This window comes from Methanoplanus sp. FWC-SCC4 (assembly GCF_032878975.1).
Taxonomy (GTDB): Archaea; Halobacteriota; Methanomicrobia; order Methanomicrobiales; family Methanomicrobiaceae; genus Methanochimaera; species Methanochimaera problematica.
The window spans coordinates 638,786-650,607 of the sequence record NZ_CP043875.1; the positions used below are offsets into that span (position 1 = coordinate 638,786).

14 protein-coding genes and 1 pseudogene are annotated in these 11,822 nt (G+C 37.2%); 8 read left to right on the forward strand and 7 right to left on the reverse strand.

Annotated features, from left to right (window positions below; translation table 11 throughout):
- Window positions 1-84 precede the first annotated feature (84 nt).
- Both F1737_RS03220 and F1737_RS03225 read right to left on the reverse strand, forming a co-directional pair.
- Complete coding sequence (locus F1737_RS03220; RefSeq protein ID WP_317137345.1) at window positions 85-906, reverse strand: sugar phosphate isomerase/epimerase family protein; 822 nt, start codon at window positions 904-906, stop codon at window positions 85-87.
- Between the two features lie 99 nt (window positions 907-1,005).
- On the reverse strand, window positions 1,006-1,497 hold the full coding sequence (locus F1737_RS03225) for a zinc ribbon domain-containing protein (RefSeq protein WP_317137346.1): 492 nt from the start codon (window positions 1,495-1,497) through the stop codon (window positions 1,006-1,008).
- A 150-nt stretch (window positions 1,498-1,647) separates the two neighbouring features.
- Between F1737_RS03225 and xseA the strand changes: the two genes are divergently transcribed.
- Window positions 1,648-2,889, forward strand: coding sequence for an exodeoxyribonuclease VII large subunit (xseA, locus tag F1737_RS03230; protein WP_317137347.1), 1,242 nt, complete (start codon window positions 1,648-1,650; stop codon window positions 2,887-2,889).
- Window positions 2,873-2,989 (forward strand): annotated as a pseudogene (xseB, locus tag F1737_RS03235) (exodeoxyribonuclease VII small subunit); the annotation flags it as partial. The gene xseA and the pseudogene xseB, both read left to right, overlap by 17 nt.
- Here xseB and F1737_RS03240 read toward each other — a convergent pair.
- Window positions 2,943-3,494 (reverse strand): DUF371 domain-containing protein, encoded by a 552-nt coding sequence (locus tag F1737_RS03240; RefSeq protein ID WP_317137348.1) that lies wholly within the window; start codon window positions 3,492-3,494, stop codon window positions 2,943-2,945. The pseudogene xseB and the gene F1737_RS03240 overlap by 47 nt on opposite strands.
- A 77-nt stretch (window positions 3,495-3,571) precedes the next feature.
- On the opposite strand from F1737_RS03240, the gene F1737_RS03245 reads away from it, so the two are divergent.
- Window positions 3,572-4,159 carry an HVO_0476 family zinc finger protein gene (locus tag F1737_RS03245; protein WP_317137349.1) on the forward strand — a complete coding sequence of 196 codons (588 nt, stop codon included), beginning with the start codon at window positions 3,572-3,574 and terminating at the stop codon, window positions 4,157-4,159.
- A gap of 12 nt (window positions 4,160-4,171) precedes the next feature.
- Here F1737_RS03245 and F1737_RS03250 read toward each other — a convergent pair whose 3' ends face one another.
- Window positions 4,172-4,858 carry a hypothetical protein gene (locus F1737_RS03250; RefSeq protein ID WP_317137350.1) on the reverse strand — a complete coding sequence of 229 codons (687 nt, stop codon included), beginning with the start codon at window positions 4,856-4,858 and terminating at the stop codon, window positions 4,172-4,174.
- A 233-nt stretch (window positions 4,859-5,091) separates the two neighbouring features.
- On the opposite strand from F1737_RS03250, the gene F1737_RS03255 reads away from it, so the two are divergent.
- Together F1737_RS03255 and F1737_RS03260 are read left to right on the forward strand one after the other, a co-directional pair.
- Window positions 5,092-5,565 carry an Hsp20/alpha crystallin family protein gene (locus tag F1737_RS03255; protein ID WP_317137351.1) on the forward strand — a complete coding sequence of 158 codons (474 nt, stop codon included), beginning with the start codon at window positions 5,092-5,094 and terminating at the stop codon, window positions 5,563-5,565.
- 161 nt (window positions 5,566-5,726) lie between these two features.
- A complete protein-coding gene (locus tag F1737_RS03260) occupies window positions 5,727-6,512 on the forward strand; it encodes a CBS domain-containing ParB/RepB/Spo0J family partition protein (RefSeq protein WP_317137352.1) in 786 nt (261 codons plus the stop codon).
- A gap of 29 nt (window positions 6,513-6,541) precedes the next feature.
- On the opposite strand, the gene F1737_RS03265 is transcribed toward F1737_RS03260, so the two are convergent.
- Window positions 6,542-7,720: an NDP-sugar synthase gene (locus F1737_RS03265; RefSeq protein ID WP_317137353.1), complete on the reverse strand. Its 1,179-nt coding sequence runs from the start codon at window positions 7,718-7,720 to the stop codon at window positions 6,542-6,544.
- 158 nt (window positions 7,721-7,878) lie between these two features.
- Here F1737_RS03265 and F1737_RS03270 point away from each other — a divergent pair, with 158 nt between their 5' ends.
- Both F1737_RS03270 and F1737_RS03275 read left to right on the forward strand, forming a co-directional pair.
- A complete protein-coding gene (locus tag F1737_RS03270; RefSeq protein WP_317137354.1) occupies window positions 7,879-8,367 on the forward strand; it encodes a hypothetical protein in 489 nt (162 codons plus the stop codon).
- Window positions 8,360-8,626: a hypothetical protein gene (locus F1737_RS03275; RefSeq protein WP_317137355.1), complete on the forward strand. Its 267-nt coding sequence runs from the start codon at window positions 8,360-8,362 to the stop codon at window positions 8,624-8,626. The genes F1737_RS03270 and F1737_RS03275 overlap by 8 nt, the downstream gene beginning before the upstream one ends.
- A gap of 66 nt (window positions 8,627-8,692) precedes the next feature.
- On the opposite strand, the gene F1737_RS03280 is transcribed toward F1737_RS03275, so the two are convergent.
- The gene (locus F1737_RS03280; RefSeq protein ID WP_317137356.1) at window positions 8,693-10,144 is read right to left on the reverse strand and encodes a cobyric acid synthase; all 1,452 of its coding nucleotides are present in this window, start codon (window positions 10,142-10,144) and stop codon (window positions 8,693-8,695) included.
- Between the two features lie 223 nt (window positions 10,145-10,367).
- Here F1737_RS03280 and yciH point away from each other — a divergent pair, with 223 nt between their 5' ends.
- Window positions 10,368-10,673, forward strand: coding sequence for a stress response translation initiation inhibitor YciH (yciH, locus tag F1737_RS03285; protein WP_317137357.1), 306 nt, complete (start codon window positions 10,368-10,370; stop codon window positions 10,671-10,673).
- A gap of 129 nt (window positions 10,674-10,802) precedes the next feature.
- On the opposite strand, the gene F1737_RS03290 is transcribed toward yciH, so the two are convergent.
- Window positions 10,803-11,819 (reverse strand): type II secretion system F family protein, encoded by a 1,017-nt coding sequence (locus tag F1737_RS03290; protein ID WP_317137358.1) that lies wholly within the window; start codon window positions 11,817-11,819, stop codon window positions 10,803-10,805.
- Window positions 11,820-11,822: the final 3 nt, after the last annotated feature.

Below are 11,822 nucleotides of genomic sequence, written 5' to 3' on the forward strand. Positions count from 1 at the left end.
TCTAGTTTGATCTTTACAGGATATAAATTATTTTGTTGATTCAATTTTTATTTTCTTTTAAAAATGTCTGCACCATTTATAACTTCAATTAATCCATTTTTTTATGTATTCGATCTCTTTTTTTAGAAGATTTATCTTCTCTAAAGAACTGAGCTTTTTTTCAAAATTGAGGTCTTCAATTTCGATTGTCAGATGTTTTTTGTATCCATAATCAAACAGACAGGATATTATTTCACCAACATTATTATTATTTTTTGAAGGAAGATGCGCAATCCCGTTTGATGAAGCGCTTACATGTACGTTTTCAATCCTGTCAATCAGCAGATCAATATACCTTATGGCTTCTTCGTTTGACACGGATAGTGCATGGCCGATATCAAATGTAAAATAGAGCCATTCTTCTTTTTTCAAAAGCTTATATAAGGACTCGGGGTTGCATAGGAGTCCGTTAATTTTGGGCTGCATATTTTCGATTGCAACTTTTACTTTTTTACCTTCGGAGGCTGTTTCAAGCCGTCTTATATAACGATTGAGCCTTTTAAAATCCCTTTCGTCTGGAGGTCTTTTTGCAGTTCTTCTGCCAGGATGGACAGTTAATACCTCTGCATCGATATATTCTGAAATATTTATTGATTTTTCAGCAGTTCTAATTGATATTTCAGCCACATCCGGATTTACTGAACAGGGGTTTAAATCAAGGACCGGTGCGTGGACTGTTATCGGTTTTAGTGATCCGTATTTATCAATTATTTTTTTTAATTTATCTGCCGGAAGTTCATCAAGCCAGAAATCCGGTGTTTCAAGCCAGAATTCAATAGAGGTACACCCTGCAGATTTTACAAAGCCGAATATCTCTTCAATATTGTATTCATGGAAAAACATGCTTGAAACCGAATATCTGGCCATACTATGATCCTGAAATTATGTTTCATCTTAGAAAAAGTTTATTTTGATAAAGTCTTTCAAGATTTCTTTTGGTATTTCCTGAAATGTAATGATATTGAATTATTGTAATTCATTTATGTATATTTGAGGATCTGAAAGATAATCCATTCCGGGAATGACCTGATTTATACTTCCATAAATCATTAATGCAACATATATTGATATAAACATCAAAATGAGCATAAATATCAAAGGAATCAATATCATCAGAACCAGGTCTCTGTTTTTTGTTTCTTTATAGGCAATTTCTCTTTTGTTCATTTTTTCAGAAACAGAGTATGCGTCATACATTCCATAGATCCAGATGACAAGGCCGGGGATCAGGAAAAAAAATGAACCTGCTACACATCCAAAAAAAATTAAAAGCCCTTTGAATAGAGAATCTCCATTATAAACCTGTCCGAATCCCGGGAAAAGTGCCGATAGAAATACTGATACCAGGGGAACTTTTAACTGCGAAATATTCAGGGGAATTTCTGCATGGCAACTTCTACAGTTTTGTTCACCTGCATTAACAGATTCTCCGCAGTAAGGACAATATTTATAATCCATATAAAATGTGTAAATTTCCTGAAATATATCATTTTTCAAAAAAATAATTTGATCTTTTATTGCTTTTTCCTGAAAAAGTCTGTGAAGTTAGTTTCGCATATTATTATGCTAAATTCATATTATCCATAAAGTCATATTATCTATTTGTAAATGGATTGGTTTGGAACAGGTACTTTGGATGATGAAAAAACGGTTAAAACCGTTTCTGAAGTATCAGGTGAGATAAAAAAACTTCTTGATGATGAATCTTTAAGAAGCATATGGGTTGAAGGCGAAATAACCAATTTTAAGCGACATACGTCTGGTCATCTTTATTTTTCTCTTACTGAGATTAGAAATCAGAAAACCTACATCCTGAATTGTACAATGTGGAGAAGTGCTGCAAGGGAGCTTGACTATGCTCCTCAAAATGGTGTTAAGGTAAAAATTTATGGTTCAATTGAAGTTTACGAACCTCACGGGAAGTATCAGTTCATTGCCAGAGATATGGTGCCGGCCGGAGAAGGTGATAAGCATCTTTTAGTAATGAAATGGAAAAATGATCTTTTTAATGAAGGTCTTTTTGAAGAATGGCGGAAAAAACCGCTCCCCAAATACCCAATGAAAGTAGGAGTTGTAACATCTCCTGTCGGTGCTGCAAGAAGGGATATAGAAAATGTGATTGAGAGGCGCTATCCTGTGGAAGTCATCATCTCACCTGCAAAAGTTCAGGGAGATTTTGCACATATTGAAATTGCAGATGCAATACACAGGATTGACGGCCTGGTTGATGCGATTATTGTTGGAAGAGGTGGGGGAAGTTTTGAGGATCTTTTTGCATTTAATCATCCTGACGTCGTCCGTGCTGTTGCGGGCTGTAAAACTCCCATAGTCAGTGCAGTGGGTCATGAGGTAGACTATACGCTCTGTGACCTGGCAGCAGATATAAGGGCGCCAACTCCTTCTGCTGCGGCTGAAATTGTTGTGCCTGACATTAATGATCTGTTCAAAGAAATGCAGTATCTTAGAAAATCTCTTGATACGGGTATTTTAGGAAGTATTGAAAAAGAACAAAAACACCTGGAAAACCTTTGCTCCCGTCTTCATCCCCGCCGTCTTGAAAGACTCGTAAATGAACAATATGAAAGGCTTGATGAATACGCAGGCCGCCTTCAAAGAGGTATCAATTCAGGAATCTCTGTTGAAAAATTAAATCTAAAAAATATCCGGGCAAAGATTGAAGGGCTTGATCCTTCATATCCCCTCAAAAGAGGATTTTGTATGATAAAATCCGGAAAAAATATATTAAATTCAGTGTCGGAAATGAAAAAAGGGGATCTGGTAACATTTTATATGAAAGACGGTTCCGGCGATGCGCTGATTAAGGAGATCTATTATGAAGAAAAATTATGAAGATCAAATTCAGGAATTAAAAAAAATAATTTATGAAATTGAAAATGGAGATATCACTCTTGATGAGAGTCTGAAACTTTATGAGCGCGGCATTCAACTTCTTCAAAACTGTGAAAAAATTCTCGAAGAGGCGGAACTGAAGGTGACAGAGCTTCAGGATCGATAGAAGCGCTCATCTCAATGATCATTTCCTCTTCTTTTTGTAATAATTCAATAATTTCTCTTGGAAATGTCTTTGCAACATGATCAGAATAAATAGCGACAGTTCTTCCACATACAAAAGCGCTTCTTCTAAAGACCATGTCTGTATGATTTTCAAATGTCATTTTTGAAGAACCAAATGCAAGAATAGTAAATTCATTTGATTTCACCCTGAATTTTATCGTTAATTCAGATCTGTCATCAGCCAGAATTTTTTTAAATTCAGGTGACAGATCAAGAGCGCCTTTATCGGCGCCTATTCCAATTATGCAGGTACCCTTTTCACTGAGATGCTCTTCTTTTGTTATTTCAAAGGTTGAGGGATGTTCTGCCCTTATATTGTAATGTCCGCGGCATTTTATTATCTCTGTCGCTTTCATTTGTAAATTGTTTTTGGTACTCATATGAATCCACGAAAATATTTGATATTAAATTCATGCCTGTTTTGTTGGGAGAATATATCTCATAATATTACACAATTATGTATTCAATGTATCCCGAATATTTTTGTCCCGGATGTGGTGACGAGTGCGAGCATGAAATATTAAAAGAATCAGGAGATCTTCTGGTTCAGTGCAAGTGCTGCAGTAATATACACCATGTTCCTAAGGAAAAAGAGCCTGAGGAAATAGTTGTAAAGGCTATTGTCAGCGTAGAAGACAATTCTAAAAAAGGGATTGTGGAATTAATGGAAGATGAGGTTGTATCCCTTGGAGATCTTCTTGTTGGTGAGGTTGACGGTGAACCCGTTGGTGTTGAGGTTACGGCAATTGAAATTGAGGATAAGAGGAAGAAAAGAGCAGTTTCAAAAGACATTGATACATTGTGGACCCGTGTTGTCGACAAAGTTCTTGTAAAGGTATCATATCACGATGGAAGGAAAACAATTCCCTTATATGTAGAATCTGACGGAGAAGAAGATTTTATAATCGGTGATGTTTACCAGACAGGAAAATACCGGTATAAAGTTACTCACATTAAACTCAGAGATGGTGCAATGATGAGAAAAGAAGGCTGGAAAGCTTATGCAAGGAAAATAAAGCGGGTTTATGGGATTAAATCCCGCTAATATTTTGAAAAATTATCTTATTTCTTTGATCTGAACATCGGCTACGGCATATCCGTATCTTAGAATTAATGTGTCATCAGTTTTTTCAGTAATTATTGAAGGTCTCTCTAATTTAACGGACGTATTTGTATCTGTTTCATTTTCACTTAGTTCCGGGTTGTATGAAAATGCCAGAGGCACAATCATTCCTACCTGAGCCTCACTGAAGTTTCCGCCGATTGCATCATAAACCGTTCCTGACATGTTTGTGGTCAGTGTTGGTGCAAAGTCCAGATTTATTTTTTTGACATCATTCTGACCCATTCCCTCAATGTCTGCGCTGATTGTATTGAGTTCAAGGTCGAACAAAGCGTATTGTTTCATTCCATCCGGATATATGTATGTTTCAACAGGAATTATCTTCTCTTCCTGAAGGGCGCCTACCTGAAGCACAAGTGGCTGGGTGAGTGCAACCGGGTAACCGTTTTTGTATGCGTTCTGCACAACAGCCTGTGATGAAGAGATTATTGGTGCCCCGTCTTCGTAACTTAATGTATAATCCACAATTACGTAATTGCCTTTTTCAGCCTTCTTGAATACAGAGAAGAATGAAAAGGTAAGTGAAAAACCGACAACGCACGATACCAGAATAAATACTATAAATGCTCTGGAAAGTGTTTTTTGCCAGTCTGTATCTTTTTTAGTCCCCTTTTTTTTCATCTATATATGATCTGATTTGCTAAAGATAAAAAAGTGCATGTATCTAATTTGAGTTTGTCCCGACTATTTGGTTGCAAAGCATTCATATATATATTTAAAATTATTAATTGGGGTCAGGCAGGTTAAACTGCGTAAAGGAAAGGAGCCTATCTCCTCTCTAAAATTTATTGAATTTATTGAAATGCTTATGATGCATTTTAAAGCTGAAAATTTAAGAAAAGGGGGTATATGAAATGGTAAAAAGGGGGATGTACCCGTTTCATTCTTTCTGGAATGAAATTGATGAGATGATGGCCGAGATGGAAGAGCGCCTGACTCAGAGGCTTTCGGGAGGTTATAATTATCCCGTAACCCAGCGTTTTCTTCCGGCATTAACCAGTGAGTTTCGCATTGATGTTCTTGATCATGATGATGAGGCAATAGTTGTTGCAGATCTTCCTGGTGTAAAGAGGGAGGATATCAAAGCAAAACTTGTTGATTCCAAAACTCTCGAAATATCCTGTGAAAAAGAAGAACAGACTGAAGAAGAGAATAAAGATTCCGGATACTATATGCGGGAGCGTAACTATGGTACAATGAAGAGACTTGTATCATTACCGGTTGATGTCACTGAAGACGGTTCGACAGGTACTTTCAAAAACGGTGTCCTTGAGATTCATCTGAAAAAATTGTCCGTAAGCTCAAGCAAGGGTATTGAGATTCAATGAATTTAGATGCGAAATTTTTTGGAGTATTGGATATCCTAATATAATGATGGTGAGTGTATAAAAAAGACCTGATATCCGGTCTCCCATCATTTTAAAAAATATATCTGTTATTGTTCATTACCGATCCTTTCAAATTCTATTAAAACAATTATTCTGGATTAATGGATAAAAAGAAGGTCAGAAATTATATGACCTATGACGTGATTACCATTGATGTCAAGGGTACCGCAAAGGATGTTATAGAGGCAATAAGGCTTACCAAACATGATGGTTTTCCGGTAGTAGACGGCAAAAAGGTGGTTGGATATATTTCTGCGCGTGATCTTTTATTTGTTTATCCTTCAACTCCTATAGAGAGGATAATGTCCCGCCACCTTATTGTTGCGGATCCTGAGATGAGTATTAATGATGCAGCCCGTGTTATTTTCAGATCCGGTATTCAAAAACTGCCGGTTGTTGATGATGACGGAAATTTAATCGGCATTATATCAAATGCTGATGTAATAAGATCACAGATTGAGCATGTTTCACCTGAAAAAGTGTTCAAATTCATTGAAACTCTCAAGATGCTTCATGATGTGGATCCAAAGCTTGAAAGGGAAATAATACCTGTAAACAATCTTCTTCCGACACAGTCAAAGATCTATGAGGATGAGCTTGAGGGCAGAATATATGAAATAAAAAAAGGTCTTGCTGAACCGATAATTGTTGTAAGACGCCCTGGTAAATTAATCCTTGTTGATGGTCATCACAGGGCTGTTGCGGCAAAACGCCTTGGCTTAAAAGAGCTCGATGCCTATGTTATAGATATTGAAGAGGATGTCGAACTTGGACTTGAAAAAACGGCAAGACAGATGAAATTAAGAACACTTGATGATGTTCAGGTGCTTGATTATGCAAGGCATCCTCTGGTTGCCCTCACACACCGTCTTGTCAGGCACAATTAAAATTTTAAAAATATTCTTAATATAATAATTTATGAGCCTGAATGTGCTGTTTCAAAATCATCATTCAGAACATATTCTTTGACTATCTTCCCTTCTTCAATTCTAACTTCGGGCCAGATCCTTGTTCCTGAATGAACAACCGTTCTGTTATTCAGAACTGTTCGCGGCCCGATTACCGTATCATTTTCAACATTGCAGAAAACTCCAATTTTTGCATCATTGTCAATTATACTTCCGCTTATTGTTGTTGATGCTCCTATGTCAACGTGGTTGTATATTGAGGATGAAAATATTTTTGAATCATGTTCTATAGAGCAGTGTTTTCCTATGCTTGTGTAAGGCCCTATCAGGACATTTTCACCGATAACTGTTCCGGAACCGATGGAGACCGGCCCTATGACCCTTGAATTTTCTCCGATAGTTATTGAATCCCCAAGCTGAACAGGACCTAATACCTGTGCATCTTTTACAGTTACGTTGCCGCTGATATTTGTGTAATGAATATCCTGAAGTTTCCAGTGTTCTGCCTGCCTCAGGGACTGGGGGCTTCCTACATCTGTCCAGTTTCCTCTTGCAAGCCAGCCTTTGAGAATTATGCCTTTTTCCATTAACATAGGAAAAAGATCTTTTGCAAAATCAAATTTATCTCCTTTTGGAATATATTCGAAAATCTCCGGATTACAGACATATATGCCGGTACTTGCAAGATTTGAAAATATTTCACCAGGGGATGGTTTTTCCCTGAATCTTTTGATGTGGTAATTTACATCAATTTCGGCAATGCCATATTCGCAGGGATCATCAATGCTGATGAGTCCGATTGAAACCATACTTTCGCCTTTTGTGTGTTCGCGGTAAAATGACAAAAGATCGATATCTGTTATATGGTCTCCGCCTACTACAAGGAAAGGTGATTCTTTTAAATATTGCTCAGCGTTTTTTACGCTCCCTGCTGTTCCAAGTTTCTCTTCTTCCCTGACATAAGTGATATTTACACCGAGAAGTGAGCCGTCACCAAGTGCATTCTGTATATCATCGCCCTTGTATCCTATTGTAATGATTATATCATTAAATCCCAGATTTGAGAGATGTGATACAAGATGCTGTATTGATGGAATATTTACTATCGGAATGCATGGTTTTGGACGCTCAAATGTAAGGGGGCGAAGACGCGTACCTTCCCCTCCGCACATGATACAGACCTTCATTATATTGAAATGTAGTAATTATTCTCTTATAAGGCAGTCGATTAAAGGGTATTGTCTTTGAAAATAAAATGTGAAGCAGTTTTGAAATGAATGTTTTGATGAAATTGATAAATGTTCCATATGGCAAATTTAATTCGTTCTCTCTCTGAGAGATATATATGGCTGAGTTTTTGTGTACTCTTTGTGGAAGATGCTGCATGGGTATGGGCAGATATGTAAAGATTACAGGTCAGATGGGTTCCGGGAAATATGCTGCACGCCATGAGATATCAAAAGAAACCTTTTATGCAACGGTAGACCGGAAGCACAGGAATTCATTTGATCCTTTTGATCGCTCTACTCCTGTTGAGTGGTGTCCGTTTTTAATTGATGCTGATGAAGAGGGTAACTACTACTGTGCAGTACATGATTCTATCCCTGGATTTTGTCGGAATTTTAAATGTTGTTCGTACAGAATATTTGATCGGGACAAAAATTCTGTTGGTCGTGTTAAAGGCAGTTTTAATTTGATCTCCGATGATAATGACCTGAAATCCATATGGGAGAGTGAGATAAAATCATTGTCCTGTAATGACGAAGAAGAGCAAAAGGAGCAGATGATTTCCGTTCTGTCAAAGAAGGGATACTTTGTAGAGGAATATGACTGACAGAGAATATCGAAGGCTAAAGGTCGAGAAAGGAAAAGTGCAGTGTCTAAGTTCAAAAAAAGAGGACATTTATAAATGCCGTTTTTGTGTTCACTCCGTTTCCTTTCTTGTGGGGGCTAGATGGATAAAGTCTCCTGCAAGAGCATTTTGTACTATGTGCCGTACTACAGAGGAAGTTGATCTCTTAAAAGTTGAATCAGTTGAATGTGATGACCTGAGGGGCGAGGGATTCAGAAGCATGATGAATGTAATCAGCTGAGGATTAACAGGATATTATTAAAAAGTTGAATGAAACTAATGTTTCAGGCACTAAAACTTTTCATATTCATGAAAAATGATTTAGAATATAATCCATATTTACATTATTTTCAAAATGCAGCGATAGTGATTCGTAAGCATTTTCATAATCAGTATCTTCATCCCTGATTCCTGCAAAGTCAATATTTTTTTGTGAGTACAGGTATTTCAAAAGCGACTCTGATACGTTTTTATTCCTGAAAAGTCCGTGCATATACGTTCCTATTACAAGGCCATCATCTGAGACCGAGCCCTCGCCTGAAAAAGCCTCTTTTTCTCCGTCATGAATTGTCCTTCCCATATGAATCTCATAACCGCTTACATTGGAAATGCCTGACAATATTGGTCCGATCGGATTTGCAGTTCTTTTTATCTGTACTGTTGTCTTTGCGTAACTGTCAAAAATTGTTGTAATATTCAGCAGACCAAGACCCTTGTATTCCATTAATTTATCTGATTCTATACCTTCATCCCTAATATTTTCACCGAGAATCTGATATCCGCCGCATATTCCGATAATTACAGTTTTATTCAGGCGTGCGAGTTTTATTTTTCTATCAAATCCATATTCTCTCAGGTAAATGAGATCCTCAACAGTATTTTTTGTGCCCGGAATTATTATGCAGTCATATGTTGTCAGGTCTTTTTCCGGTGAGATGTAATCTACTGATGCATAGTTTTCCAGCATCTCAAAGTCACTGAAGTTTGAAATTCTTGGAAGGCGAATCACTGCAATTTTTACCGGAGAATTAATTGCCTTTTTGTCCTGTAATGAAAGTGAGTCTTCGCTTGGAAGTGGGAGGTTTACATAAGGTATCAGGCCTATGACCGGAAGATTTGTTTTTTCTTCAATAATTTTTATCCCTTCATCAAATAATGTGGGATCTCCCCTGAATTTATTTATTATAAATCCGATTACATTTTTTCTGACATCATCAGGCAAGAGATTGTATGTTCCAATGATTTGTGCAAAGATTCCACCTCTTTCAATGTCTCCTACAATTATTATTGGCAGATTTAGTTTTTTAGCAAGCAGAATGTTTGCAATATCCCTTTTATATAGGTTGACTTCAGCGGCTCCTCCTGCTCCTTCTACAACAACATTGCCATATTCGGATTTTAGTTTCTGATATGATTCATGAGCAATTTCCAGAAGATAGTCTGTCTCTTTGTAATACTCACCAATATAAACATCTCTGTACGGTTTGCCAAGAAGTATTATCTGTGATGTTCTGTCACCTTTTGGCTTTAATAATACAGGATTCATTTCCGCAACTGGCATTTTCATCGCAGCAAAAGCCTGCGTAGCCTGTGCTATTCCTATCTCTGAACCATCATTTGTTACATATGAGTTCAGACTCATATTCTGTGATTTGAATGGTGCTATGTCCATTCCCTTTTTTGCGATGGAACGACAAATTGCAGCTACAATAGTACTTTTTCCAACATTAGAGGCAGTGCCCAGGATCATCAAAGACATAATTGATATAAATTAATTATAACTGAATATACATAAATTCAGTTTTTGCGGTGCATCTTTTGATAATTGTTTTTTTATAGACCTGTTTTGCGCGTCATTGATTTTCTGCCCTGGTCCTTTTTCCTTTGAACTGTTTTACTATTACTGGTAACCGGTCACATTCTATGTGAATGCTCTTTTCTATGCTAACAAATATATAACCAGACTTTAAAGGTACATGGTAATGACTGGTGGTATTTGTCCAAAATGCGGACTGCCAAAAGAACTGTGTATTTGTGAAGAAGTAGCAAAGGAACAGCAACAGATTAGTGTCAAGATAAACAGACGACGTTACGGCAAAGAAGTGACTGTAATAGATGGCCTTGATCCCTACGATATAGATCTTGAAGAACTTCAAAAGTTCCTGAAAGGGAAACTTGCATGTGGGGGAACTATTAAGGGTAATTCTATTGAGTTACAGGGAAATCATCGTGAAAGAGTGAAAAAACTCTTGATGGACAAGGGTTATAAACTTGACAACATAAGTTAATCCTTTCCAAAATCATTTTTTTCAAAATATTTCTAATAATCGTCTTTATCATATTTATCACGGTTAATGATGACTTTTTGTTAACCGATTGTATTAAAAAATTGATTTTTTGTAATTTAAAAGAATTTTTCAGATAAAAAATCTGAAAGAGACCCAGGCGATTGTAAGCATTATGAGTGAGTATTTTAGTCCTCCAATTGCTCTGCCTTCTCCCATCTGACCTGCCACAAGACCAGAGAAAAATCCCTGTATCATTGCGGCGTGGGAAAATATCCTTCTGTAAAGGTCCATATCTATGGCACTTCCAAAAGCACCGCTTGCTGCTGCATCACTTCCTGAAGCTGCAACTGCCGCTCCTGCATCTGCCATTGTGGCAAGGAATGTTCCTGTCATAATTGCGATGACAAAAAGGAATACCAGGAATGATACCAAAACAATGACCACGTAGATCATCATATTATTTCTCCGTTCATCTGCAAGGTTTACAAATTCATAGGAATCATTTGCAGCGGCACGAAGAACCTCACTTACATCTCCTCCGGCCATGCTGGCCTTTGCAATAAGATCAACGCTTCTTCTTGCAAGAGGTGTTCCAAGACTCTCTCCGAAACGGTAAATTGCATTTACAAAGGGAATGTTCCAGGACATCTCATTGTTTAGTTTTATTATATGCGGTGTGAGTCTTCCGTAGTCTCCGTTTGAAACTGTGTTGATAGCATTTGGGAGAGTCATTCCACTTTGATTCATACCTGCCACATCCCTGAAAAAGTTTGGAAGGGCGACTTCTATATTTCTGACACGCATGGCTTCTTTCGTATCCAGTATTGCAAGCGGAGTCAGTGAAATCAGAATTGTAAAGAAGAACAGATCGTCAATGAATGTCGATGTAAGAAGTGACATCAGACCATACTGGCTTACTGTTGCAACTATTCCTGCTAAGAATATGAATAAAGCAACTGGAACCGACAGGAGCAGAATATTTATTGGTTCTTCAGTAAGAACTTCAACTGGATGAGTCAGGATTCTGTTAAATCCTTCATTTGCTTTTTTCCTGGATTCTATTTTATCAAGAATTTCCTGTTGATGATTTTCCTCTTCATTTATTTCTTCTAAGGGAATGATCTCTTTTTTTCCAAATAATTTCATGTC